Here is a 24,404-nt window from a genome sequence, read left to right as displayed (position 1 = left end):
GTGATGACGCAGACCGGCCCGCCCGATCGGGACCTGGTGGCCGCGGTGGCCGCCGGCGACGAGACCGCCTTCGGGACGCTGTTCGACCGGCACTCCCGGGCCGTCTACAACCACGCCTTCCGGCTCAGCGGATCGTGGAGTGTCGCCGAGGACGTCACCCAGGCGACGTTCCTGGTCGCGTGGCGCAGGCGCGGGGAGGTCCGGCTCACCCACGGGACCGCGCTGCCGTGGCTGCTGGTGGTGGCCGGCAACCACGTGCGGACCGAGTGGCGCTCGGCCCGGCGGCGGCGGGCGCTGCTCGGGCGCGTACCCGTGGAGCACGGTCCCGACCCGGCCGACGACGTCGCCGGCCGCCTCGACGACGAGCGCGCGATGGGCCGGATCCTCAGAGCCGTGCGACGGCTGCCGCGAGCGGAACGCGAGGCCGTCGCGCTGTGCCTGTGGTCCGGCGTCGGCTACGCCGAGGCCGCCGCCGCCCTGGGCGTCACCGAGGTCGCGGTCCGCTCCCGGGTGAGTCGGGCCCGCGCCCGGCTCGCCGCTCTGCTCGGCCCCGCCGTCAAGGAGGACCAACGATGACCGACCTGATCGAACCGCCCGCCGACCGGGACCTGCCGCCGGCCCGGGCCGCGCGGATGCGCGCGGAGCTGCTCGCGACGGCCCGCGGCCCGCGCCCGCGGATCTCCCGGCGGCTGCTGGTCGCGGCCGCGGCGGTGCTCACCCTGGTCGCGGCGGTCGCCGTGACTTCACAGGTACGGCATGAGGACCGCACCCGGATCCTGGCGATGAGCCCGGCCGAGCTGGATCCGTCCCTGCGCCGGGCGGTGCAGTACTGCCTGGAGATGACGGCCCCCCGTGACGACGGAGCGCCGGAGCCGGAGTTCGTGCCGGTGTCACCGGCGGACGTCTCGATCGCGGCCCGCCGGGGCTCGTGGATCCAGGTGCTGTGGCTCAACCGCACCGGACACCTGAGCTGCGATCTGCGGCTGGACTCCGGCAAGCCGTCGTCGGGCAGCGTCGGGGGCGAACGCTGGCCGCACCGCGGCTGGCTGCCCGGCCCGGTGCAGCGCCTGAGTCTGTCGTCGACGGAAGCCGACGGGGGCTCGGTCTCGGTGCTCGGGCGGGTGAGCGCCCGGGTGGACCGACTGGTCCTGGAGCACGGCACCGGACGGACGACGACGGCCCGGCTGCGCGCCGGGGCGTTCGGGCTGATCTCGCGGACGGACGACGTGCGCAAGGACGCAGAGCTGGTGAGCTACGACGCGGCCGGCCGGGAGATCGACCGGCGGCGGCTCTTCCAGCATTCGGAGCAGTTCCCGCACTGCTACACCGACCCGGCCGGCACGGTGATCTACGACGGGCCCGGCCCGCGGTGCCTGCCCGCTGATCCCTGGACCAGATAGCAGGCGGCGGGCCCCCGGGGGGAGCCCGCCGCTCGCACCGTTGCTAGTTGCCCGAGGCGTACAGGTCCTTGATCTCCGCCGCGGACAGGGCCCGGTCGTACAGGTGCACCTGGTCGACCGTGCCGTCCAGGTAGTCGACCGGGTTGCCGCCGTACTTGCCGCGGCCGATCACCGTGTTGCCGGTCGGTGCCGCCTGCGGCAGGCAGGCACCGGTCCGGCCGGCGAGCTCACCGTCGACGTACAGCCGCAGCTCACCGCGCACGGTGTCCCGTACGCCGGTGAGGTGGTACCAGCGGCCGACCTCCGGCTTGGCCGGGCCCAGCGCCCGGACACCGGCGAAGCTCATCGCGAACCGCTGGTCGGCCCCCGAGTACTGCAGGAAGAAGTCGCTGACGCTGGCGCCGTCCTGGCTGACGATGGTCTGGAACACGCCGTCGGCCTTGTCGAGCTTCACCCAGGCGGAGGCGGTGTAGTCCGACGCCGTGTTCAGCACCGGTGCCCCGGTGTCGATGAACTGGCTGGAGCCGTTGAGGTCGACGCCCTGGCCCTTCTTGGCGTCCACATAGCCGGGGTCACCGACCAGAGTGGCGTCGTGGTCGCCCGCGGCGTCCTCGGTGTTGCCGTCCAGCGGGTAGAACGCGACGCCGGTCAGACCGGGCGTGCCCGGGCCCGGCTGCGGGGTGTCGCCCGGGGTGCCGTCGGCCTTGGCGATGATCTCCCGGTTGATCGCGCGGACCTGCCGGAAGTCCATCTTGGCGACCTGCCGGTCGTAGGTCCAGAAGCCGTTGAGCTCGCCCTCGACGTCGGTGATCTGGGTGTAGATCGCCGCGCTGATCCCGCAGGAGCGCGCCGAGGTGAGCACGGCCCGCTGGTTCTCCACGTACTTGCGGGTCAGCGTGGCGGAGTCCGGCGTCATCTCGTACGCCTGGCCGTCGCCGAACCACATGTGGTTGGAGGTCTTGAGGCCGTAGCCGCCGTGCTCGCCGTCGATCGACACCCGGTTCTCGTCCGGCGCCGGGGAGGCCGGGCCGAGGTACTGGTGGAAGTCGATGACGTCGCCCTTGCCGGAGTCGCCCTTGGAGTTGCAGCAGTTCACGCCGCTGTGCGCGTTGACCAGCCGGCTCGGATCCTGCTTCTTGACGTCCTCGGCGATGCGGCCGGTGGCCTCGCGGTCCCACTCGCCCCAGCCCTCGTTGAACGGCACCCAGGCGATCACCGAGGTCCAGCTGCGGTGCTCACGGATCATCTCGTGCAGCTCGGCCTCGAACTGCTCGCGCCACTCCGGCGGGATCGGCCCGGTGTTGGCCGACGGCATGTCCTGCCAGACCAACAGGCCCAGCTTGTCGGCCCAGTAGAACCAGCGGTCGGGCTCGACTTTGATGTGCTTGCGGACGGCGTTGAAGCCCATCTCCTTGTGCTGCTGGAGGTCGAACTTCAGCCCGGCGTCGGTGGGCGCGGTGTTCAGGCCGTCGGGCCAGAAGCCCTGGTCCAGCGTGGCCATGTTGAACAGGATCTTGCCGTTGAGGGCAATCCGCAGCTTGCCGTCGGCGCCCTTCTTCGTGCCGATGGCCCGCATGCCGAAGTACGACTTGACCGAGTCGACGGTGCGGCGCCCGTTCAGCAGCGTGACTTCGAGGTCGTACAGGTACGGGTTGTCGGGCGACCAGAGCTTGGCCCGGGGGACGGGCAGGCTCAGCTGCGTACCCGCGGCGCCGGTGACCTTGCCGACCACCTTGCCGCCGGCCTTGGCGACGGCCTGGACCGTCAGGCCCTCGCCCCGCACGGTCTCGGCCGTGAGCTTGAGCGCCGAGGCCGCCAGGTCCGGCGTCATGATCAGGCCGGAGACGCTGGAGTCGGCGACCGGCTCCATCCACACCGTGCGCCAGATGCCGGAGCTGCCCTGGTAGAAGATGCCGCGGTCGGAGACCCGGCGCTGCTTGCCGATCGGCTGGCCGGTGGCGTCGGTGAGGTCCTCGGCCCAGACGATGAGCTCCTGCGGGCCGGTCCCCTTCAGCGCGGCGGTGACGTCCACGTCGAACTTGTCGTAGCCGCCGCGGTGGGTGGCGACCTCGGTGCCGTTCACCCACACCTTGGCGTCGTAGTCGACCGCTCCGAAGTGCAGCACCAGCCGCTGTCCCTGCCCGACCTGCCAGCCGGCGGGCACGGTGAACGTACGGCGGTAGAACATCCGGTCCTCGTGGCGCTGGATCCCGGACAGCGCGGACTCGATCGGGTACGGCACCAGCACCCGCTCCGCCAGGTCCTGGCCGACGGGCGGGGCCTGGCCGGCCGCCGCCTTGCCGAACTGCCAGACGCCGTTGAGGTTCTGCCACTTGCTGCGGACCAGCTGCGGGCGGGGGTACTCCGGCAGGGCGTTCTGCGGTCCGACCTGCGCGGTCCAGGGGGTGGCGATCGGCGGGATGCCCTTGTGCCACTGCGGTTCGGCGGCGCCGGCGGGTCCGGCGCCGGCGGCACCGGCGGTGCCGATGGCGAGAAGGGTGACGGCGGCGGCGGTGACGGCCCGCCGCGCTGTCCGGGGTGTGGTCATGTGCTGTGGTCCTCTCGGTGGGAAAGAACACGGGCAGCACCGGTCCGCACTCGGCCGTCGCGTTCGGACAGAACGGGGAGCGCTTTTCGGGACCACCCAGGAGCAAACACAGTTCAACAAGAATGCTCAGATCCCGTCAAGGCTTGAATGGAAGAACCTCGATGGTCGTGTCGCTGGGGCAAGCCGTTCAGACTGATGTGCGACGATGCCGCGGTGCCTGAATCGATCTTGGAAGTGATCGCGCTGGACGCCGCGGACGCGCGGGCGGCGCGCGACGGCGGCGCCGACCGGATCGAGCTGGTGGCCGACATGGGCCGGCAGGGCCTCACACCCTCGGTCGCGACCTTCGCGGCGGTCCGGGAAGCGGTCGACCTCCCGGTCCGGGTCATGCTGCGCGCCGAGGACGGGTACGCGCTGAGCAACCCCGGCGCCCTGGTCGACGCGGCGACCGGCCTGCGCGCCGCCGGGGCCGACGAGTTCGTCCTGGGCTTCCTCGACGGGCGCGCCGCGGTGGATCTGGACGCCGTCGAGGCGGTGCTCGGGGCCATCGGCGGCTGCCGGTGGACGTTCCACCGCGCGCTGGACCACACCGCCGACCGGCCCGCCGCCCGCCGCGCGCTGGCCGGGCTGCCCGGCCTGGACTGCGTGCTCACCGCCGGCAGCCCGGCGACCGTCGAGGAGGGCCTGACCACCCTGACCGCCGAAGCGGCGTCACCGCCGCGGGTGCTGGCCGGCGGCGGCCTGCGCCGGCACCACCTCGCGCCCCTGCTGGCCGCCGGCGTGGACGCCTTCCACACCGGCAGCGCGGTGCGTCCCGGCGGCCGCTGGGACGCCCCCGTGGACCCCGCGCTCGTCGAGACCTGGCGCGCCGCCCTGCCCTGAGCTGCCCGGCCCTGAGCTGCCCGGCCCTGAGCCGCCCGGCCCTGAGCCGCCGCTCAGCGGCCGGTGACCGCCAGGTAGCGGTAGCCGAGCTTGACCAGGCGCTCCGGGTCCAGGCAGTGCCGGCCGTCCAGCACCACCGGGGTCCGCATCAGCGACGCGAACTTCCCCCAGTCCAGGTCGAGGTACTCCGACCACTCGGTGACCAGCACGACCGCGTCGCTGTCGTCGAAGATCTCCTCGACCTCGCCGGCCAGGTACGGCGCCAGCTCGGGCTGCTCACGGCGGAACCGCTCGGCGGCGACCGGGTCGTGCAGCCGGATCCGGGCGCCGCGGTCGATCAGCATCCGGGCGATGTCCAGCGCCGGCGCGTCGCGCATGTCGTCGGTGTTCGGCTTGAACGCCAGCCCGAGCAGCCCGATCTTGCGGCCCTTGAGGATGCGCAGCTCGTCCAGCAGCCGGTCCACGACCAGCCGGCGCTGCATCTGGTTGACCTCGCGGGCGGCGGTGACGATCGGCATGGCGTGGTGGTACTCGGCGCTGGTGGCGATCAGCGCGGCGGTGTCCTTGCCGAAGCAGGAGCCGCCCCAGCCGATGCCCGGCTGCAGGAAGCGCGGCCCGATCCGGGTGTCCAGGCCGATGCCCCGGGTGACCTGCGAGATGTCCGCGCCGACCTTGCCGGCGAGCTGGCCGATCTCGTTGGCGAAACTGATCTTGAGGGCCAGGAAGGCGTTGGCGGCGTACTTGATCAGCTCGGCCGAGGCCAGGTCGGTCGAGACCATCGGCACCGCGCCGAGCTCGGCGGGCCGCGGCAGGTACGTCGGCGGCGTGAACGTCTGGTTCAGGATCGTGCGGTAGAGGCGGTTGAGCACGTCGAGGCTGCGCGGGTTGTCCGAGCCCACCACGATCCGGTCCGGGTAGAGGGTGTCCTGGATCGCCGCACCCTGGCGCAGGAACTCCGGGTTCGACGCGACGGAGAACTCGCCGTCGCTGCGCCGCTCGTGGGTGCGCTCGAACGACTCCCGCAGGATGGAGTCGACCCAGTTGCTGCTGCCGATCGGCACGGTCGACTTGTTGATCACGACGGTGAACTCGCCGTCGATGTGCTGCCCGACGCTCTCCGCGGCCGAGCGCAGGTACTGGAGGTCCGGGTTGCCGTCCGGCAGTGACGGGGTCTGCACGGCGATGAACACCACGTCGGCGCCGGGCACTGCCGCGCTGTAGTCGGTGGTGAAGGTCATCCGCTCGGCCGAGTCGGCCAGCAGGGCATCCATGTGCGGCTCGTAGATCGGCGAGCGGCCCCCGCTGAGCAGGTCGACCTTGGCCTGGTCGAGGTCCACGCAGGTGACGTCGTGCCCGAGAAACGCCAGGCTGACGCCGGTGGTGAGACCCACGTAGCCGGTTCCTACGACGCACACCTTCATGCCCGCACTTCCCTTCCCTCGGCATCGGGTCCGGGTGTACCCGATCGCTGCACGGTAATCCGTCCTGTCGCGCCGCCGGGTGTCACGGGATCCTCAGGCGAGTCGGATCACTGCCGATCGAACCCACTGTGACAGTGAGCAATGACATGCGTACCGTCGGCGCGGGCGCGCCGGCGGTGGCGGTGTCGTCGCCCGATGACGACCAGGCTCTGTTGCACAACGACCTGATCGCCGTGATGACCCGCGACATCCCCTCGGTCGCCCACATGCTCGCCATCGTCGCCGGGCGCCTCAGCGGCCCGTGCGGGCTGCGCGCCGCCTCCGTCTTCACCCTCGACCCCGACGACGGCAGCCTGGCTCCCGGGGCCACCCACGGCGCCGCCGCACGCGGCGACATCACCCTGGCCGGCGCCGTCTTCCGCGTCGCGGCGGGCGCACCACCGGTCCGCGACGGCGACCGTACGGCGGTACGGCTGCGCATCGGCGGCCGGACCCTGGGCGTCCTCGTCCTCACCGGTGACAGCATCGACGCGTTGCGCCCCGAGGTGGCGGCCACCATCGGCCTGCAGCTGGCCACCACCCTGCAGGCCCTGGCCGCCGAGCAGGACCACCAGTACGTCGCGCGCGCCAACGCCACCATCCGCGGGCTGTTCGAGCAGGGCACCGCCGCCACCACGGTCGAGGAGGCCGGCCGCCTGCTGGCCCGCGCCACCAGCGAGGCGTTCCGCACCGAGCGCGCGGCCGTGCACCTGATCGGCCCGGACGGACGGATCTGCTACGCGGCCGGGGTCGGCATCACCGAGCCGATCAGTGCCGAGCTGGTCCGCAACCTGAACGGCAAGCTCGCCGCCGACTCCCCGGTCTGGCGGGCCATGGCCGCCGGTGCCGGCGAGCCCACCCTGGTCGGCGACGTCACCCGGGCCCAGGTCCGCCCGGGCGGCTTCGTGCAGACCCTGCAACTGCGCTCGTTCCTGGCCATGCCGCTGATGTCCGCGGCCGGGCCGGTCGGCATGGTGATGTGCGGTGACGCCAGCGGCCCGCGGCGCTGGACCGGGCGCGACCACGCGCTGGCCCGGCAGGTGGCACTGGAGGGCGCGATGATCGTCGACAGCGCCCGGCTGCGCCAGGCCCAGCAGCGGCACCTGGCCGAGCTGACCCGCCAGGCGTACCACGACCCGCTGACCGGCCTGCCCAACCGCACCCACCTGCTGGAACGGGCCGAGCAGGAGGTCGCCGACGCGCAGGCGACCGGCGGCCGACTCGCCCTGCTGCTGCTCGACCTGGACGGCTTCAAGCGGGTCAACGACACCGTCGGGCACCACGCCGGCGACGCCCTGCTGCAGGCGGTGGGCCGGCGGCTGGAGAGCAGCCTGCGCGAGCGGGACGTGGTCGCGCGCCTGGGCGGCGACGAGTTCGCGATCCTGCTGGCCCGCGATCCGGACGCCACCGCGGCCCGGTCGGCGGCCGAGCGGCTGCACGCCCGGTTGTGCGAGCCGTACGACATCGAGGGCCGCGAGGTCCGGGTGGGCGCCAGCATCGGCATCGCGCTGTTCCCCGGCGAGGCCGACAGCATGCCGGCCCTGATGCGCGGCGCGGACGCGGCGATGTACCGGGCCAAGCGCGGGGGCGGCGGCGTGCTCTTGAACGCGCCGGCCACGCCCGGCTAGGCTCGCCCGGGATAGTCGATACGTATCGACTGCGGGAGGTGGGCCCGGCATGGTCACCAGCAGAGACGTGGCCCGGCTGGCCGGCGTCTCGCAGAGCACGGTCTCGTACGTGATGAGCGGCCGCCGCTCGATCTCGCCCGAGACCCGGCGCCGGGTCGAGTCCGCCATCGCGGAGCTCGCCTTCCAGCCCAACGCCGGCGCGCGCGCCCTCAAGAGCCAGCGCACCCGCGTGATCGGCCTGGTGGTGCCGTTCGGGCCGGACGCCGACACGTCCGGGCTGCTGCCGTTCATCGAGACCATCGCCCACTGCGCCCGCGAGCAGGACCACGACATCCTGCTGGTCACCCGGGACGAGGGCTCCGCCGGGCTGACCCGGCTGGCCGCACGCTCCCTGTGCGACGCCGTCGTGCTGATGGACATCGAGACGCACGACGCCCGGATCCCGGTCGCCGCCGGGCTGGCCGTACCGGTGATCCTGATCGGCCTGCCCGCCGAGCCGCTCGGCCTGCCCTGCGTCGACCTGGACTTCGAGCGGGCCGGCCGGCTGGCCGTGGAGCACCTGGCGGCCACCGGCCACGACCGGATCGTGCTGATCGGCCATCCGCGGCCGACCGTGGCGCGGGAGGTCAACTTCGTGGGCCGTTTCCGGCGGGGCGCCACCGCGGCGGCGGCGGCTCACGGCGTGCCGTGCACGGTGGTGGACCAGCCGGAACGAGGACCGCGCGGGGTTTCGGCCGCCCTGGACGAGGCACTGGGATGCGGTGAGCCCAGTCCCGGCGGGCGGCTCGGCGTCGTCGTGCACGACACCGAGGCGGTGCAGCCGGTGCTGACCGCGGCGGCCGGCCGCGGGCGGCTGCCGGGCCGGGACCTGTCCGTCGTCGGGCTCTGTCCCGACGTGCTGGCCGAGGGCACCACTCCCCCGGTCACCAACGTCTCGCTGGAGCCGCGGGACGTCTCCCGCCGGGCCATGCGCACGCTGTTCCGGCTCCTCGATCCGGGCGGGGCCGGCCCGGTCGCCCCGGTCGAGCTGATCTCGCCGCGCCTGACCCGGCGCCGCACCACCCTGACCGGCTGACGCGCCGGCACCGCTTGGAGATCAGGAGGGACGCAGCATGGACCAGATCCGCGTGACAGTGTGGGGCGAGAACCGCCACGAACGCACCGAGGAACACGTGGCGAAGCTCTACCCGGACGGCATGCACGGGACCATCGCGGCCGGCATCCGGGAGAACCTCGGGGACGCCGCGGTGGTCCGTACCGCCACTCTGGACGAGCCCGAGCACGGCCTGACCGAACAGGTGCTGGCCGGCACCGACGTGCTGACCTGGTGGGGGCACGCCGCGCACGGCGAGGTGGCCGACGAGGTGGTCGAGCGGGTGCACCGGCACGTGCTGTCCGGGATGGGCCTGGTGGTGCTGCACTCCGGACACTGGTCCAAGATCTTCACCAAGCTCATGGGTACGACGTGCACCCTGCGCTGGCGCAACGAGCACGACCGCGAACTGATCTGGACGGTCGACCCGACCCACCCGATCGCCCAGGGCGTGCCGCACCCGATCGTCGTCGGTGAGGACGAGATGTACGGCGAGTACTTCGACGTCCCGCCCCCGGACGAGCTCATCTTCATCAGCTCGTTCAGCGGCGGCGAGGTGTTCCGCAGCGGCTGCACGTGGCGCCGCGGGCACGGCCGGATCTTCTACTTCAAGCCCGGCGACCAGGACTATCCGGTCTACCACCACCCGGACATCCGGCGGGTGATCGCCAACGGGGTGCGCTGGGCCCGGACCGACCGGCCCGGCCGGGTGCTGCCCGAGCTGCTGCGCTACGACACCGGGGAGTTCTTCGCGGGGCGCTCGTACCAGGGTCCGACGGCATGATCCGGGTGCTGCTGGCCGGGGCCGGCGCAATGGGCCGGGCCTGGCTGGAGGCGATCGACGCCGACCCCGGCGTCGAGCTGGCCGGGGTGGCCGACCTGGACCTGGCGGCGGCCCGCCGGGCCGGACCGGGACTGCCGGTCGGCACCGACGTCGCCGCGCTGGCCGCCGAGACGGGGGCGGACGCGGTGATCGACGTGACCGTACCCGTGGCCCACCACCCGGTCACCACCACCGCGCTGTTCGCCGGGCTGTCCGTGCTCGGCGAGAAGCCGGTCGCGGACACGCTGGCCCAGGCGCTGTCCCTGGTGGCGGCGGCGGACGTGAGCGGCCGGCTGTTCATGGTCAGCCAGTCCCGCACCTGGAACCCGCAACTGTTCACGTTGCGGGCGATGACCGGGCACCTCGGCCCGGTCGGCTCGGTGAGCACCGACTTCCACCGGGCGCCGCACTTCGGCGGCTTCCGCGAGCAGATGGCCCAGCCACTGCTGGTCGACATGGCGATCCACGCCTTCGACGCCGCCCGGTTCCTGCTCGGCGCCGACCCGATCGCGGTCTCGTGCCAGACCTGGAACCCGCCCTGGAGCTGGTACGCCGGCGACGCCTGCGCCGCCGCGGTCTTCGAGATGACCGGCGGCGCCCGCTACGTCTATCACGGCAGCTGGTGCAGCCCCGGCGCGGAGACGTCCTGGAACGGCGAGTGGCGGGTCAGCGCGCAAGGGGGTACGGCCCGCTGGGACGGTGACCACGATCCGGTCGGACCGGCAGTCGACGGGCCGGACGGGCGGCACTCGGGCATCGGCGGCGCGTTGCGGGTGTTCACGGAGGCGTTGCACAGCGGGGTGACGCCGATGGGTGAGGTGCACGGCAACGTACTGAGCCTGGCCATGGTGGAGGCCGCGGTGGACTCGGCGGCGAGGGGCCGGCCGGTGCTGATCGACGACGTGCTGGCGCGGGCGCACGAGCAGGCCGTCCGCGAGGAGAGCCGGCCGGAGGTCCGGGACGAGCTGCGGAGCTGGACCGACGTGCGGGTTGCCCTCCGCGCGGCCTGAGCTTCTCCGCTCGCCGGCCGTGCGCGTGGTTGTCCACAGCTGCCCAGCGGCTGCCGCGGTGAGTGACTAGCGTGCCGGGGGTGAACGCTCTGTCGCGGTTCGTCGTCGCGCACCGCTGGTGGTGCTGGTGTCCTGGTTGCTCCTCGCCGACGCCGGCGATCCCGCCGGATCCCCATCATGGCGAGGCCGACGGCTGCGCCCGAGACCCGGCCGGGCCCGGCCTCGCAAGCAGGCCCGGAGCACAGCCACGCCCGGGATCGCAGCCAGGTCTGAAGCTCCGACCGGCCCGGCCCGGAGCACGGCGGGTCCGCAACACGGCAGAGCCGGGGGCGACCGCCCCCGGAGCACGGCCGGAACCGGAGCGGCAGGACCCGACATCGCGGCCCAACCCGAACATGGCCAGACCCGACATCGCGGCTCGGCTCGGAGCGCGGTCGGGCCCCGGGCGCGCCCAGACTCAGGGGGTGAGGGTCTGGGCGACGTCGTTCGCGTGGTCGGTGATCGCCGCGCCCGCCACGCTTGCCCGGATCGGCAGGAATTCCAGGCAGCGGCGGATGGCCGCGCCGACCAACGGGTTCGGCACCCGCATCGAGATGGTGCAGTGCGGCACCCATCGCCCCGGCCGGTAGTGCTCCCAGACCTCGATGCCGTGCCCACGCCAGCCGGTCGTGCGCTCACCCTATGCGGATCACCGGCTGCGCCTCGCCAGCAGGTACGCCCGGCGGCTCGGGAACTCCGCCGGGTCCAGCGGCGCCCGCAGCATCGTCGACTCGATCTCGAACCCGGCCGCCACCAGGTCGCCGCGCACCACGTCCGGGTCCAGGAAGTGCACGTCGACGTCCACATCGGCGCCGAACCAGCTGGTCAGGTGGGTGGTGCCGCCGGCCGGCACGTCGGGGGCCTCGACGTGGAACGACACCAGCAGCCGGCCGCCGTCGCGCAGGGCGCGGGCCAGTTCACCGAACGCCGCCGCGCGTTCCGGCGGGCTCAGATGGATGATCGAGTACATCGCCACGGCCCCCGCCCACGCGCCGTCGGCGACCGGCAGGGACAGCATCGACGCCACTGTGAAGGGGATCTCCGGCGCGCGCTCCCGGGCTGTCGCGATCATCTCGGGCGACAGGTCCAGGCCGGTCACGTCCGGGTGCCGGGCCGCCAGGAAACGGGTGACGTGGCCGGGGCCGCAGCCGACGTCCGCGATCCGGCCGGGCCCGGCCAGCTCCACGAACGCCGCCAGCAGCGCGCGGTCCAGCGGCTTGTGGTCGAGTTCGTCGGCGAGCCGAGCATCGTAGGCCCGGGCGATCTTGTCGTAGGTGTCACGCAGTCGCCCGGCTCGGCTCAGGTCCACGGCTTCGCTCCGGCGACGGCTGTTGTCGGGGGTGGTGCGTTCGGTCATGCGGCCATCGTCGCCTGCCGGGCGGCGTTGATGCGGGTGCGGGCCAGCTCGTGCGCCGCCGCCAGCGGCGTCGTGCCGTCGCGGCGGGCCGACTCCAGCACCGTGGTCAATGTCCCGGCGATGCCACGTACCCGGGCCGTGGCCTGCGCCGGTGTCTCACCGCGCAGCTCCACCCCGGTCGCGTGGATCACGCCGCCGGCGCTGACCACGAAGTCCGGCGCCCACAGGATGCCGCGCTCGTGCAGCAGGTCCGCCGTCTCCGGCCGGTCCAGCTGGTTGTTGGCCGGGCCGCAGATCTCGGCGCAGCGCAGCCCGGCCACCGTCGCCGCCGTCAGCACCCCGCCGAGCGCCGCCGGCACCAGTACGTCCGCCTCCGCGGTCAGGATGTCGTCGGTCCAGGTGGCACCGAGTTCCGCCGCGAGCTGCCGGCGGCTCTCGTCCACGTCGGTGACCAGCAGTTCGGCGCCCGCCGCGGCCAGCTCGCGGGCCACGTGCGCGCCGACCCGGCCCAGGCCCATGATGGCGAAGCGCCGGCCGGCCACCGGCGCGAGCGCGGCCAGGGCCGCCAGCACCCCTTCGGCGGTGGGACGGGACGAGTCGCCGCTGCCGCCCGCGCCGACCGGGCGGCAGAAGACGTGCGGGGTGCGTTCGCCGATGACGGCCATGTCGTCCGGGCCGGTGCCGACGTCGGGACCGGTCGCGTACTCGCCGCCGAGGGATTCGATCGTGTCGCCGACGTCGAGCAGGACGGCCCGGCGCAGCGCGGGGCCGAGGTCCGTGCCCGGGGGCAGGGCCACGACGGTCTTGGCGCCGCCGTGCGGCAGGCCCGCGACCGCGCACTTCGCGGTCATCGCGGCCGAGAGCCGCAGCGCGTCGGTGAGGCCGTCACGCCAATCCGGGTACGGGGCCAGCCGGCACCCGCCGATGGCCTGGCCCAGGGTGCCCGAGTGCACGGACACGATCACCGGGACGCCGCTGCGGCCACCCCGGCGGGCCACGACCCGTTCGAACTCGTCACCATTTGATGCGGTAGTCATGCCCGAACCGTAGGAGTTCGTTCCGGCCCGTGGCCCTCGTGCCGAACTATATTCGGTGACAAGGGAGAGGCGGCGACCGTGGACGAACTAGATGCGGCGATCATCCGGCATCTGCAGCAGAACGCCCGGCAGACCAACCGGGAGCTCGCCCGGGCGGTGGGCATCGCACCGTCCACCTGCCTCGAGCGGGTTCGGCTGCTGCGCGCCCGCGGGGTGATCACCGGCTACCACGCGGAGATCAGCCTGGCCGCGCTGAACCGGACGGTCCAGGCGCTGCTGCACGTCCAGGTACGCCCGCTGAGCCGGGAGGTGATCGAGAGCTTCAAGACCTCCATCACCGCCCTGCCCGAAGTGCTTTCCGTCTTCGTGGTCGCCGGCGCCGACGACTTCCTGGTGCACGTGGCCGTGCCGAGCGTCGACGCGCTGCACGCGTTCCTGATGGACAAGTTCAGCAAGCGCCGGGAGATCCTCGGCTTCCGCAGTTCGGTGATCTATCAGCACGCCCGCACGATGGTCGTCGAACCGCTCGACGACTGACGCAGTGCTCAGGCCCGGACCGCGGATCCGGCAGCCTCGGTGAGAGCCGCACAGAGGCGCGGCACCGCGACGCCGATCGGCTCACGGATCACCTCGGCCGCCGGCTCGTCGTACGGCGTCGGGTCCCGGTTGACGATCACCAGCCGGTGGCCCGCGTTGAGAGCCACCGCGCACAACGACGCCACCGGCTCGACCAGCAGGGAACTGCCGATCACCAGCAGCACCTCGCTGTGCGCCGCGATCCGCTCGGCCAGTCCCGCCGTACCCGGGTCGAGGTGTTCGCCGAACAGCACCACCGCCGGCTTGAGGATCCCGCCGCAGGCCGGGCAGCGGGGGTCGCCGTCCCCGGCGGCGACCCGGTCGAGGGTCTGGCGGCTGGGTGAGCGCTGCCCGCAGCCGGTGCAGACGACCTCGTGCATGCTGCCGTGCAGTTCGAGCACCTTGCGCGCGCTGGAGCCGGCCCGCTGGTGCAGCCCGTCGACGTTCTGGGTGAGGATGCGCACCGCCACCCCGGTGCCCTCCAGGGCCGCCAGAGCCCGATGCGCGGCGTTCGGCTCGGCCCGCCACGCGCTGTGCCCGAGGTACGTGCGCCAGAACCGCTCGCGGACGCCCGGATCGGCCATGAACGAGTCGTAGGTGAACGCGTCGACCAGCGCCGGGTCGCGGGTCCAGACTCCGTCGGGGCCGCGGTAGTCCGGGATCCCGGAATCGGTGGAGATGCCGGCGCCGGTCAGCACCGCGACCCGCGAGATCCCGTCCATCCAGTTCGTGGTCATGGTCGCCGATGCTAGGAGGACCAGATCCGAAGGTCGAACGGGTTACGGGTGTCCGGCATTCGGCTGAGATTCCTCCGTTCCGGTGGACGGTGGCCCGATCGCACGGCACGGACGGTTGCGGCGCATACGGTGGGCTGGTGTTCGGAGCCCTGCGCGTCACCCGTACCAGAGCAGGGCTGATCGGTCTGGCCGCCTGCGTCGCCGCCGGCGCCGGATTTCTCGGCAGCACCGACGACCGTCCGGCGGCAGCGCCGGCGCCCGCGGTGCCCTCGCCCAGCGTCGCGCCCCGGACCCCGGAGCCGACCCTGTCCGCGGCACCGGCCCCGGCCGGCCTGCCGGTGATCGACTACTGGACGGCACCGCGCGGCTTCCCGGCCGACCCGGCCGCGATGTCCCTGACCGCCGTCACCGAGGGCCTGCACCCCAGCCGCTCGATCCCCGTCTACGACGCACCCGGCGGCCGGCCCCGGGCCCGGCTCACTCCCGAGATCAGCGGCATGCCGCTGATCCTGCCGATCACCGACCGGCGCTCCGGCTGGGTCGCGGTGCTGCTGCCCACGGCCAACCGGCGGATCGGCTGGCTGCCGCCGAAGGGCTGGACGGCCCGCCCGCTGCGCGACCACCTCATCGTCCAGCGCCGCACTCACAAGCTGATCTGGCGCCGCGACGGCGTCCGGCGGGCGGCCTGGACCGTGACGACCGGTACGGCCACCACACCCACCCCGCTGGGCCGCAGCTTCGTGCTCGGCCGCACCCCCACCAGCGGCGCCGCCTACGCGAACGTGGACGCACTCGCCCTCAGCTCGGTGCCGGAGAACCGGCGGGCCCTGCCGGCGTCCCTGCGCGGCGCGCACACGGGCATCCACGGCTGGTACGACGACGGCTCCTTCGGCCGCAGCGCCTCGAACGGCTGCGTACGGATGCCGCCCGACGCCCAGCGCACCCTGCTGAAGCACATCGGCCACGGCACCCTGGTCACGGTCGTCGACTGACCAGGGCCGACGGACACCGGCTGCGCCTCAGGCCGAGCCGCGGACCAGCAGCTGATGAGCGTGCACGTGACTCAGCGCGGCGCGTTCGGCGCTGCCGGATGCCGAGGTCGAGGTGACCCGGCCGCGGTGGCGCCGCACCCGCGAGGTCGTGCGCCGGATCGCCCGAGGGCGCGCATAGCGCCGGCGCGCTCTGGGTAGCGGGACCGGAATGACCACTGTCACGGGGACCCGGGACCGTTCGAGATTTCTGCCGTTGCTGACCGCCGTGCTGCTGCTGGGCATCGCGGATTCGATGATCGGGCCGTACCTGGTGCTCTTCGGGGCCGACGAGGCCGGACTGTCCCCGTTCCAGGTCGGGGTCTTCCTGTCGCTCGTCGCGGTCAGCGGCCTCGCGGTCAGCACCTGGCTCGGCCGCCGCTACGACCGGTCCGCGAGCCGGTGGCCCGCGTTCGTCGCGGTGGCCGCGCCTGCGGTCGGCTACCTGGCGCTGACCACGACCACCAGCTACGCCCTGCTGGCCCTGATCGGCGTCGGGTTGCTGGGGGCCGGCATGGCCGCGTTCCCGCAGCTGTTCACGCTGGCCCGGACCCATCTGGACCGTTCCGGCGGCAACGCCGCCCGCCGCGGCACCCCGGCGCTGCGGTCGGTGTGGTCGCTGGCCTGGGCGATCGGCCCGCTGGCAGGCGCGGCCGTGCTGTCCTGGCGCGGCTACGACGCCCTCATGGTGCTCACCGCGGTCGCGTTCGCACTGGTGGCGTTGCCGTTGCTGGTGCTCGGGCCGACGCCGGCTCCGCCCCCGGTCGCGGCCGCTGAGACCGGACGCGTCCGGCTGAGCCGTCCGATGTGGCTGGTGGTCGGCAGTTTCACCTTGTTCCACACCGCGATGCTGGCCGGCTCGGTCGCGCTGCCGCTCTACGTCACCAGGACGCTGGCGCGCCCCGAGAGCGACGTGGGGCTGCTGTTCAGCGTCTGCGCGGTGGTGGAGATCCCGGCCGCGCTGGCCCTGATCCTGCTGCCCGCCCGGATCGCCAAGCGGGGCGTGATCCTGCTGGGCATGCTGCTGTTCACCGCCTACTTCGTGCTGGTGGCGATCAGCACGAGCATGCCGCCGCTGATCGGGACCCAGATCGCCCGGGGCGTGGCGCTGGCCGTGGTGGGCGCGCTCGGCATCACGTACGTGCAGGACCTGCTGCCGCACGCCACCGGCCGGGCCACCACGTTGTACGCCAACACCCTGACCATCGGGTCGCTGATCTCCGGCGTCCTGGCCGGCGCCACCGCCCAGGCCCTGGGTTACCGGTCAGCGCTGCTGCTCTGCGGGGCGCTCACCGCCGCCGGGTGCGTGCTGTTCGCCGCCGCCCGGATCAGCGGACGCGACGCAGCACGTCCAGCAGGAACCATTCGTCCTCGTGATGGATCCGGCGTTCCAGACCCGGTCGCGCCGCCAGCGCCTCGTGCACGCTGAAGCCGTCGTAGTTGCCGCCGCTCTGCCGGTCCCGGAAGTGCACGGAGACGATGTCACCGTCCGGCTCCAGCCGCTGCACCAGGCCGTCGAGCAGGGCCTCCAGGTCGTCGGCGGACAGGTAGTAGAGCAGGTCGCCGATGACGATGAGGTCGAAGGTCGCGTCCGGCAGGCCGGCCGGCAGCATCGCCGATTCCACCCGGGCGTGGGGGAACTCGCGGACCTCCTCGCGGGCCGAGACCACGGCCTCGTCCACGCAGTCGACCGCCAGGATCTGGTCGCACCGCTCCGCGAGCATGCGGGTCAGCAGCCCGATCGAGCAGCCCGGCTCGTACGCGCTGCGGTAACGCTCGCGCGGCAGGCCGGCCATGGTGACCGCGTACTTGCGCCGGTTGTGCCAGCTCGTGGCGACGTCCCAGGGGTCGGTCTTGGCCAGGTACATGCCGATGAAGTGCTCCTGGGAGACCGTCGCCGTGGGAGGGCGGGCCGTGTCTGCTTCTGTCACGCCGAGATTGTGCCCGACGCCCCGGCGCGCTCCCCGCTCACCCTGAACAGTTCGCAGGTCATCCGGTAATAGCGGTCCGTACGCCCGAGGTGCGTCATGCCGAGCCGACGGCAGAGCCGCTGGGAGGCGACGTTGTCGGGGTGGGTGACCGCGTAGACGGTCTCGAGGCCCGCACCGAAGGCGTGGGCCAGCACCGCCGCCGCGCCTCGCGGGCGTAGCCGTGGCCCCAGGCGTCGGGATGGAAGTACCAGCCGATCTCCGTCTCGTCGCTGTCCGGCAGCGCGACCAGCAGCAGCGTGCCGAGCAGCTCGGCCCGGTCGCGCTCCTCGACAGCCCATACCGCGTGCACGTCGTCGGCCCGGCTGCGCCAACGGGCAATGGTGGCCAGGGCGCCGGCGCGGTCCCGCAGCACTGCCGGCTGCGCCCCGATGAACCGCTGGACCTCCCACCGTGAGCACATGTCCAGCACGAAATCGGCGTCCTCGGCGCGCCACTCCCGCAGCCGCAGACGGTCCGAGGTCAGCACTTCCATGGACGAATCTTGACACGCGGCATTAACGTACGAAAGGCAAGTCCACTAGTTGACTATGGGATTGGCTGTTGACGTGATCTTCCGCATCGATCGCCGGACCGGCACCGCCGTGTACGCCCAGCTGATGCACCAGGTCCGGCAGGCGGTACGGATGGGCCGGCTGGCGCCCGGTGATCAGCTGCCGACGGCTCGCGAGGTCGCCGAACGCACCGGCATCAATCCCAACACCGTGCTCAAGGCGTACCGGGAGCTGGAGGTCGCGGGGCTCGTGGAGGCGAGGCAGGGGTCCGGCACGTACGTCCGCGCGCACCTGAAGCCGCTGCCGGACAACCTCGAGGCGTTGCGGCACGAGCTGGCGGCCTGGGCCGAGCGCGCCCGGGCGGCCGGCCTCGACGTCTCGGACATGCAGGATCTGGTCGCCGAGGTGGCAGCGGGGACCGTACCGGCCGGGCAGGAGGCACACCGTGTCGGCTGACCGGACGACGCCCGCGCTGGAGGTCGCCGGGGTCGCCCACACCTTCGGCCGGCGGCGCGCGCTGGACGACTGCTCGTTCACGGTGCCGGCCGGTGCGGTCACCGCTCTCGTCGGGCGTAACGGGGCGGGCAAGAGCACGCTGCTGCGCGCCGCGGCCGGGCTGTTGCGGCCGGACAGCGGCGAGGTGCGGGTGTTCGGGGAGCCCGCCGGTGACGGCTCCCTCCCCCGGATCGGGTACGTGGCCCAGCAGGCCCCGCTGTATCCGATGCTGACCGTGGCGCAGACGCTGACCGTCGGTAGCCGGCTCAACCCACGCTGGGACGCGGCGTACGCGCACCGGCTCGCCGACGACGCAGACCTGCCGGGCGCCGCACGCGTGGGCACTCTCCCGGCAGGGCACCGCAGCCGCCTGGCGCTGGTGATGGCGCTGGCCAAACGGCCCGATCTGCTGCTGCTGGACGAGCCGCTGGCCCCGCTCGACCCGGTCGCCCGCACGGAGGTGGCCGGGACGTTGATGGCCGACGTCGCCGAGCGCGGCACGACCGTGGTGCTGTCGTCGCATGTGGTGGCCGACATCGACGGCGTCTGCGACCGCGTGGTGGTGCTGACCGAGGGGCGCGTACGCCTGGCCGCCGAGGTGGAGGCGGCGCTGGACGGCCATCTGGTCGCGGTCGGCGCCGGCATCGAGTTCAGCGCGTTCGACAGCTCGGAGGTCGTCGAGGTGCGCGCCGCGGGCGCTGACGCCACCGCCCTGATCCGGCCGACCGGTTCGGCTCCGTCCGGTGGGCTGGCATGGCACCGGCCCACGTTGGAGGAACTGCTCCTCGGCTACCTGAGGACACCGACACGACAGGTTCCCACCGCATGAACTGGCTCGCCCTGCGACTGCTCCGGCCGTACCTGATCGTCGCGGCCGCCCTGAGCGCGGTGTCGGCGGCGTTCGTCCTCATCGGCGCCCGGGTCATCCGGCAGCAGGCCGAGGCGCACGGCGTCGTGGTCGCCGACTACGCGCCGGACCGGACCGGCCTGTGCGAGCAGGCCGTCAGCTGCCTGCCCGCGGGCACGGCGACGAACCTCGGGCAGGCCCTCGTCCTCGTCGCCGCGTTCGTGCCGTTGCTGATCGGACTGGTCCTGGGCGTGCCGCTGTTCGCCCGGGAACGGGACGAGGCGACCGACGCCTTCGTCCTCACCCAGTCCGTGCCCCGGTTGCGCTGGCTGTCCACCAAGCTCGGCTGGGCCCTGACCGCCGGCGCGCTCGGCACCGCCACGGTCGCCGTCACCTTCCGCCTGGCCGCCGCGAAATACGCGCTGGTCGTCGACGGTCTCGGCTACGGCCTGCTGCGCGAGGTCCACAAGAACAGCATCGGCTTCATGGTGATGCAGACGGTCTTCATCACCGCCCTGGCCGGCATCGTCGGGCTGGCCGGCGGCCGTACGCTGCGCACCCTGGTCACGGCCGTCGTGGCGTGGCCCGTGGCGCTCGTCGCCGCGCAGCTCGGCGGCCTGCTGCTCGGGATGCTGGCCTACCTGCTGACGTCCTGGTCCGAGTCGTTGTCGCTGATGCTCGGGACGCAGACCGAGAACGAGACCGCAGCCTTCGCAGCCCTCGCCCTCGCCCTGGGCACCGTCGTCGCCGTGCTGATCGGGCGGCGGATCCTCGCCGGCACCACGGCCCGCTCCTAGACGAAGGCGCTCAGGCCGGTCACCGCGCGGCCCACGATCATCGTGTTGATCTCGCGGGTGCCCTCGTAGGAGTAGAGCGCCTCGGCGTCGGCCACGAACCGGCCGATGTCGTAGTCCAGCACGATGCCGTTGCCGGCCAGGATCTCGCGGGCCCAGCCGACCACCTCGCGCATCCGGGTCGTGGTGTACGCCTTGGCCAGCGCCGAGTGCTCGTCGCGGAACTCGCCCGCGTCCTGCAGCTGGGTCAGCCGCACCACCATGCCCAGCGACGAGGTGACGTTGCCGAGCATGCGGACCAGCAGATCCTGGACCAGCTGGAAGGAACCGATCGGGCGGCCGAACTGCTCGCGCTCCTTGGCGTACGCCAGCGCGATCTCGTACGCCGCCAGCATGACCCCGACCGCCTGCCAGGCCACCCCGCTGCGGGTCTGCCGCAGGATCTTGGCGGTGTCCTTGAACGTGTTGGCGTTCTGCAGCCGGTCCGCCTCGGGCACCACGCACTCGGTGAACGTGATGTCGGCGTTCTGCACGATCCGCAGGGCGATCTTGTTCTCGATCTTGGTCGCGGTGAAGCCGGGCGTGTCCTTGCCGACCACGAAACCCTTGACCTGGTTGTCGGCCACGTCGCGGGCCCAGACCACGGTCAGGTCGGCGAAGGTGGCGTTGCCGATCCAGCGCTTCTGCCCGTTCAGCACCCAGTGGTCGCCGTCGCGGCGGGCGGTGGTGCGCAGGCCCGCGGCCACGTCCGAGCCGCCGGTCGGCTCGGTCAGCGCGAACGCCCCGATCTTCTCGAAGCCGGCCATCGCCGGCAGCCAGCGTTCCCGCTGCTCGGGCGAGCCGCAGGTCTCGATGCTGCCCATCGCCAGCCCGGCGTGCACGCCGAAGAACGTCGCCATCGAGGCGTCCGCGTGCCCCATCTCCATCGCCAGCCAGCCGGAGAGAAGGTTCGACTGCTTGCGCCCGGCCAGGCCCAGCCCCGCGAAACCCTGGATCAGGTGGTACGGGAACTCGGCGCGGGCCCAGTGGTCGTTCGCGACCGGCACCACCTCGGCGGCCAGGAACGTGCGGACCCGTTCGACGACGGCGGCCTCCTCGGCGTTCAGCAGGTCCTGGAAGCGGTACAGATCTCCTACCAGCAGCTCCGACATGGGGTTCGTATACCCAGGTGACGGCCTCACTAGACTGTGACTCCATGCTCACCATGCAGGACGCCCTCGCCCGCCTCACCGCGTACTGGACCGATCAGGGCTGCCTGGTCGTGCAGCCGATGAACACCGAGGTCGGCGCCGGGACCCTGAACCCCGCGACGTTCCTGCGGGTGCTCGGGCCGGAGCCGTGGCGGGTCGTCTACGTCGAGCCGTCCGTGCGCCCCGACGACTCGCGCTACGGCGAGAACCCGAACCGGCTGCAGACCCACACCCAGCTGCAGGTGATCCTCAAGCCCGACCCGGGCAACCCGCAGGAGCTCTACCTGGGCAGTCTCGCCGCGCTGGGCATCGACGTGGCCGCGCACGACGTGCGGTTCGTCGAGGACAACTGGGCCTCCCCCGCGCTCGGCGCCTGGGGCCTGGGCTGGGAGGTCTGGCTCGACGGCCTGGAGATCACCCAGTTCACCTACTTCCAGCAGGCCGGCGGCCTGAATCTGGACCCGCCGTCGGTGGAGATCACCTACGGCATCGAGCGGATCATCATGGCGCTGCAGGGCGTCACCCATTTCAAGGACATCGCGTACGCCCGGGGCGTCAGCTACGGCGAGGTGTTCGGCCAGGCCGAGTACGAGATGTCCCGCTACTACCTGGACGACGCCGACGTGGCGACCAACCGCAAGCTGCTCGAACTGTACGCGGCCGAGGCGCAGCGGCTGATCGACGAGGGCCTGCCGGTGCCCGCGCACACGTACGTGCTCAAGTGCTCGCACGCCTTCAACGTGCTCGACTCCCGCGGCGCGGTGTCCACCGCCGACCGCGCCGCCGAGTTCGCCCGGATGCGCCGCCTCGCCGGTGACGTCGCCCGGCTCTGGATGGCCCGCCGCGACGAGCTGGGTCACCCGCTCGGCCTGGTCAGCCCGCTGCCCCCGGCCGCCGCCTTCGAGGCCGCCTCGGCGGGTGACGCACCGCGGATGCTGGTGTTCGAGGTCGGCACCGAGGAGATGCCGCCCAGCGAGGCCCGCGCCGCCCGCACCCAGGTGCAGCGCGAGCTCACCGAGCGGCTCGGCGGCACCCGGCTCGCGCACGGCGACGTCCGGGTGCATGCCACGCCCCGGCGGCTGATCGCGGTGGTGACCGAGGTCGCGGCCCGCGAGCCGGACCACGTCCGTACGGTCAAGGGCCCCAAGACCGGGGCGCCGGCGAAGGCCGTCGAGGGTTTCGCCCGCTCCCAGGGTGTGGCGGTGGAGTCGCTGGAGACGGCCGAGGTCAACGGCGTACAGCATCTGGTCGTGCGCCGGCACGAGGCCGGTCGCGCGGCACCGGCCGTGCTCGCCGACGTGCTGGCGAAGGTCGCCGGCAGCCTGCGCTCGGCGAAGAACATGCGCTGGAACGATCCGCAGCTCGCGTTCACCCGGCCGATCCGCTGGCTGGTGGCGCTCTGGGGCGACGAGGTCGTCCCGCTCGCCGTGTCCGCGCTGCTGGCCGGGCGCGAGACCCGGGTCCTGCGCACCGCCGCGCAGCCGGCGATCAGCGTGACCTCGGCGGAGACGTTCATGGAGACGCTCGCGGTCAACGGGATCGTCGCCGACGCCGAGGACCGCCGCGAGCTCATCGTCACCGGCGCGCAGGACCTGGTCTGGGACACCGGCCGGATCGACGTCGCGGGTGAGAGCGCGCTGATCGACCAGATCACCTACCTGGTGGAACAGCCGACCCCGCTGCTGGGCACCTTCGACGAGAGGTATCTGGAGCTGCCCGCCGCGGTGCTCACCACGGTGATGCGCAAGCACCAGCGGTATCTGCCGGTCCGCGACGCCGACGGCACGCTGCTGCCGATGTTCGTCACGGTCGCCAACGGCCCGGTCGACGTCGAGCGGGTCCGCACGGGCAACGAGGCCGTGCTGCGCGCCCGCTACGAGGACGCCGCGTTCTTCTACCGGGCCGACCGGCAGACCCCGCTCGCGGAGATGCGCGACAAGCTGCAGCGGCTGACCTTCACCGACAAGCTGGGCTCGATGGCCGACCGGGCCGCCCGGATCGCCGAGCTGGCCGGTTCGCTGGCCCCGCAGCCGTCGGCCACCCTGGAACGCGCCGCGCAGCTGGTGAAGTTCGACCTCGGCTCGCAGCTGGTCACCGAGATGACCAGCCTGGCCGGTGTCATGGCCCGCGACTACGCGCTGAACGCGGGCGAGACCCCGGCGGTCGCCCAGGCGGTCTACGAGGCCGAGCTGCCCCGCAGCGCCGGCGACGACCTGCCGGCCTCGGTGCCGGGCGCACTGCTGTCGCTCGCCGACCGGCTCGACCTGGTGGCCGGCCTGGCCGCGACGGTCGGGCTGCCGACCGGCAGCAGCGACCCGTTCGCGGTACGCCGGGCCGTGCTCGGCCTGCTCGCCGTGCACCGCGCGCACCCGGAGCTGACCGGCATCGACCTGACCGCCGCGCTGGCCGCCGCGGGCGCGCTGCAGCCGGTCGAGGTGCCGGCCGCGGTGCTCGCGGACGCCGGTGACTTCCTGGCCAAGCGCCTCGAGCAGGTGCTGGTCGAGGAGGGCCACCCGGTGGACCGGGTCCGCGCGGTGCTGCCGCACGCCGCCCGCCCGTCGTTCGCGGACCTGCTGCTCGCGCAGCTGGGCCGGCTGATCGCCGACCCGCAGTTCCTGGCCCTGGCCGAGGCGATCCAGCGGGCCCGCCGGATCGTGCCGGACGGCACCCCGGCGCAGTACGACCCGGCGGTGCTCAAGGAGCCGGCCGAGGTCACGCTGCACGAGACGGTCCAGGCGGTACGCCGGGAGCTGTCCGCCGACGCCGACCTGAGCCGCTTCACCACGGTCGCCGGCCCGCTGACCGCCCCGGTCAACGCGTTCTTCGACGATGTCTTCGTGATGGCGGACGACCCGGCGCTACGGTCGGCCCGGCTGGGCCTGCTGGCCACGGTCCGCGATCTCGGCGCCGGCCTGCTGGACTGGCCGCAGCTGCGCCTCTGAGCCGCGGCCCGGGCCGGGCGGCCGGGCCAGCCGGGC

At 73.0% G+C, this 24,404-nt stretch carries 22 protein-coding genes and 1 pseudogene; 14 read left to right on the top strand and 9 right to left on the bottom strand.

Going from position 1 to position 24,404, the window contains the following annotated elements:
* The first annotated feature begins 3 nt into the window (after positions 1 to 3).
* Together Aau02nite_RS44595 and Aau02nite_RS44590 are read left to right on the top strand one after the other, a co-directional pair.
* Positions 4 to 576, top strand: coding sequence for an RNA polymerase sigma factor (locus Aau02nite_RS44595; protein WP_246595914.1), 573 nt, complete (start codon positions 4 to 6; stop codon positions 574 to 576).
* The gene (locus tag Aau02nite_RS44590) at positions 573 to 1,400 is read left to right on the top strand and encodes a hypothetical protein (RefSeq protein ID WP_212994761.1); all 828 of its coding nucleotides are present in this window, start codon (positions 573 to 575) and stop codon (positions 1,398 to 1,400) included. Before Aau02nite_RS44595 ends, Aau02nite_RS44590 begins: the two co-directional genes overlap by 4 nt.
* A gap of 43 nt (positions 1,401 to 1,443) precedes the next feature.
* Here Aau02nite_RS44590 and Aau02nite_RS44585 read toward each other — a convergent pair whose 3' ends face one another.
* Positions 1,444 to 3,948: a LamG-like jellyroll fold domain-containing protein gene (locus tag Aau02nite_RS44585; protein WP_212994760.1), complete on the bottom strand. Its 2,505-nt coding sequence runs from the start codon at positions 3,946 to 3,948 to the stop codon at positions 1,444 to 1,446.
* Positions 3,949 to 4,161: 213 nt separating this feature from the next.
* Here Aau02nite_RS44585 and Aau02nite_RS44580 point away from each other — a divergent pair, with 213 nt between their 5' ends.
* A complete protein-coding gene (locus Aau02nite_RS44580) occupies positions 4,162 to 4,830 on the top strand; it encodes a copper homeostasis protein CutC (protein WP_246595913.1) in 669 nt (222 codons plus the stop codon).
* Between the two features lie 53 nt (positions 4,831 to 4,883).
* On the opposite strand, the gene Aau02nite_RS44575 is transcribed toward Aau02nite_RS44580, so the two are convergent.
* Positions 4,884 to 6,251 (bottom strand): UDP-glucose dehydrogenase family protein, encoded by a 1,368-nt coding sequence (locus Aau02nite_RS44575; RefSeq protein ID WP_212994758.1) that lies wholly within the window; start codon positions 6,249 to 6,251, stop codon positions 4,884 to 4,886.
* 146 nt (positions 6,252 to 6,397) lie between these two features.
* On the opposite strand from Aau02nite_RS44575, the gene Aau02nite_RS44570 reads away from it, so the two are divergent.
* The 4 genes from Aau02nite_RS44570 to Aau02nite_RS44555 are packed head-to-tail and all read left to right on the top strand — an operon-like array spanning position 6,398 to position 10,844.
* Positions 6,398 to 7,918: a sensor domain-containing diguanylate cyclase gene (locus Aau02nite_RS44570; protein WP_212994757.1), complete on the top strand. Its 1,521-nt coding sequence runs from the start codon at positions 6,398 to 6,400 to the stop codon at positions 7,916 to 7,918.
* A 49-nt stretch (positions 7,919 to 7,967) separates the two neighbouring features.
* Complete coding sequence (locus tag Aau02nite_RS44565; protein WP_212994756.1) at positions 7,968 to 8,993, top strand: LacI family DNA-binding transcriptional regulator; 1,026 nt, start codon at positions 7,968 to 7,970, stop codon at positions 8,991 to 8,993.
* Between the two features lie 37 nt (positions 8,994 to 9,030).
* Positions 9,031 to 9,795, top strand: a complete 765-nt coding sequence (locus Aau02nite_RS44560) for a ThuA domain-containing protein (RefSeq protein WP_212994755.1) — start codon at positions 9,031 to 9,033, stop codon at positions 9,793 to 9,795.
* Positions 9,792 to 10,844 carry a Gfo/Idh/MocA family protein gene (locus Aau02nite_RS44555; RefSeq protein ID WP_212994754.1) on the top strand — a complete coding sequence of 351 codons (1,053 nt, stop codon included), beginning with the start codon at positions 9,792 to 9,794 and terminating at the stop codon, positions 10,842 to 10,844. The genes Aau02nite_RS44560 and Aau02nite_RS44555 overlap by 4 nt, the downstream gene beginning before the upstream one ends.
* 457 nt (positions 10,845 to 11,301) lie before the next feature.
* Here the strand turns inward: Aau02nite_RS44555 and Aau02nite_RS47615 are convergent, their stop codons facing one another.
* From Aau02nite_RS47615 to Aau02nite_RS44540, 3 genes are all read right to left on the bottom strand, one after another.
* Positions 11,302 to 11,427: a hypothetical protein gene (locus tag Aau02nite_RS47615; protein ID WP_281421194.1), complete on the bottom strand. Its 126-nt coding sequence runs from the start codon at positions 11,425 to 11,427 to the stop codon at positions 11,302 to 11,304.
* 105 nt (positions 11,428 to 11,532) lie between these two features.
* Positions 11,533 to 12,240, bottom strand: a complete 708-nt coding sequence (locus Aau02nite_RS44545; RefSeq protein WP_212994753.1) for a class I SAM-dependent DNA methyltransferase — start codon at positions 12,238 to 12,240, stop codon at positions 11,533 to 11,535.
* Positions 12,237 to 13,277: a Glu/Leu/Phe/Val dehydrogenase dimerization domain-containing protein gene (locus Aau02nite_RS44540; RefSeq protein WP_212994752.1), complete on the bottom strand. Its 1,041-nt coding sequence runs from the start codon at positions 13,275 to 13,277 to the stop codon at positions 12,237 to 12,239. The genes Aau02nite_RS44545 and Aau02nite_RS44540 overlap by 4 nt, the downstream gene beginning before the upstream one ends.
* 78 nt (positions 13,278 to 13,355) lie before the next feature.
* Between Aau02nite_RS44540 and Aau02nite_RS44535 the strand changes: the two genes are divergently transcribed.
* Entirely contained in the window at positions 13,356 to 13,814 is a 459-nt protein-coding gene (locus tag Aau02nite_RS44535; protein WP_212994751.1) for an Lrp/AsnC family transcriptional regulator, read from the top strand.
* A gap of 8 nt (positions 13,815 to 13,822) precedes the next feature.
* Here the strand turns inward: Aau02nite_RS44535 and Aau02nite_RS44530 are convergent, their stop codons facing one another.
* Positions 13,823 to 14,590 carry an SIR2 family NAD-dependent protein deacylase gene (locus Aau02nite_RS44530; RefSeq protein ID WP_212994750.1) on the bottom strand — a complete coding sequence of 256 codons (768 nt, stop codon included), beginning with the start codon at positions 14,588 to 14,590 and terminating at the stop codon, positions 13,823 to 13,825.
* Between the two features lie 137 nt (positions 14,591 to 14,727).
* On the opposite strand from Aau02nite_RS44530, the gene Aau02nite_RS44525 reads away from it, so the two are divergent.
* Positions 14,728 to 15,582, top strand: coding sequence for a L,D-transpeptidase (locus Aau02nite_RS44525; RefSeq protein ID WP_246595912.1), 855 nt, complete (start codon positions 14,728 to 14,730; stop codon positions 15,580 to 15,582).
* Between the two features lie 208 nt (positions 15,583 to 15,790).
* On the top strand, positions 15,791 to 17,047 hold the full coding sequence (locus Aau02nite_RS44520) for a sugar efflux transporter (protein ID WP_212994748.1): 1,257 nt from the start codon (positions 15,791 to 15,793) through the stop codon (positions 17,045 to 17,047).
* Here Aau02nite_RS44520 and Aau02nite_RS44515 read toward each other — a convergent pair.
* Both Aau02nite_RS44515 and Aau02nite_RS44510 read right to left on the bottom strand, forming a co-directional pair.
* Entirely contained in the window at positions 16,947 to 17,549 is a 603-nt protein-coding gene (locus Aau02nite_RS44515; protein WP_246595911.1) for an SAM-dependent methyltransferase, read from the bottom strand. The genes Aau02nite_RS44520 and Aau02nite_RS44515 overlap by 101 nt on opposite strands.
* Positions 17,546 to 18,081 (bottom strand): annotated as a pseudogene (locus tag Aau02nite_RS44510) (GNAT family N-acetyltransferase). Before Aau02nite_RS44510 ends, Aau02nite_RS44515 begins: the two are co-directional and overlap by 4 nt.
* 55 nt (positions 18,082 to 18,136) lie before the next feature.
* Here Aau02nite_RS44510 and Aau02nite_RS44505 point away from each other — a divergent pair.
* From Aau02nite_RS44505 to Aau02nite_RS44495, 3 genes are read left to right on the top strand one after another with little or no spacing between them, the layout of a single operon-like run.
* On the top strand, positions 18,137 to 18,556 hold the full coding sequence (locus tag Aau02nite_RS44505; RefSeq protein ID WP_212994747.1) for a GntR family transcriptional regulator: 420 nt from the start codon (positions 18,137 to 18,139) through the stop codon (positions 18,554 to 18,556).
* A complete protein-coding gene (locus Aau02nite_RS44500; RefSeq protein WP_212994746.1) occupies positions 18,546 to 19,424 on the top strand; it encodes an ABC transporter ATP-binding protein in 879 nt (292 codons plus the stop codon). The genes Aau02nite_RS44505 and Aau02nite_RS44500 overlap by 11 nt, the downstream gene beginning before the upstream one ends.
* Entirely contained in the window at positions 19,421 to 20,239 is an 819-nt protein-coding gene (locus tag Aau02nite_RS44495) for an ABC-2 membrane transporter-related protein (RefSeq protein ID WP_212994745.1), read from the top strand. Before Aau02nite_RS44500 ends, Aau02nite_RS44495 begins: the two co-directional genes overlap by 4 nt.
* On the opposite strand, the gene Aau02nite_RS44490 is transcribed toward Aau02nite_RS44495, so the two are convergent.
* Positions 20,236 to 21,387: an acyl-CoA dehydrogenase family protein gene (locus Aau02nite_RS44490; RefSeq protein WP_246595910.1), complete on the bottom strand. Its 1,152-nt coding sequence runs from the start codon at positions 21,385 to 21,387 to the stop codon at positions 20,236 to 20,238. The two genes, Aau02nite_RS44495 and Aau02nite_RS44490, sit on opposite strands and share 4 nt — an antisense overlap.
* Positions 21,388 to 21,431: 44 nt before the next feature.
* Between Aau02nite_RS44490 and Aau02nite_RS44485 the strand changes: the two genes are divergently transcribed.
* Entirely contained in the window at positions 21,432 to 24,368 is a 2,937-nt protein-coding gene (locus Aau02nite_RS44485; protein WP_212994744.1) for a glycine--tRNA ligase, read from the top strand.
* Positions 24,369 to 24,404 lie beyond the last annotated feature (36 nt).

Origin of the sequence: Actinoplanes auranticolor (assembly GCF_018332655.1) — a bacterium.
GTDB lineage: Bacteria > Actinomycetota > Actinomycetes > Mycobacteriales > Micromonosporaceae > Actinoplanes > Actinoplanes auranticolor.
This window is presented reverse-complemented; position numbering and strand designations above follow the sequence as displayed.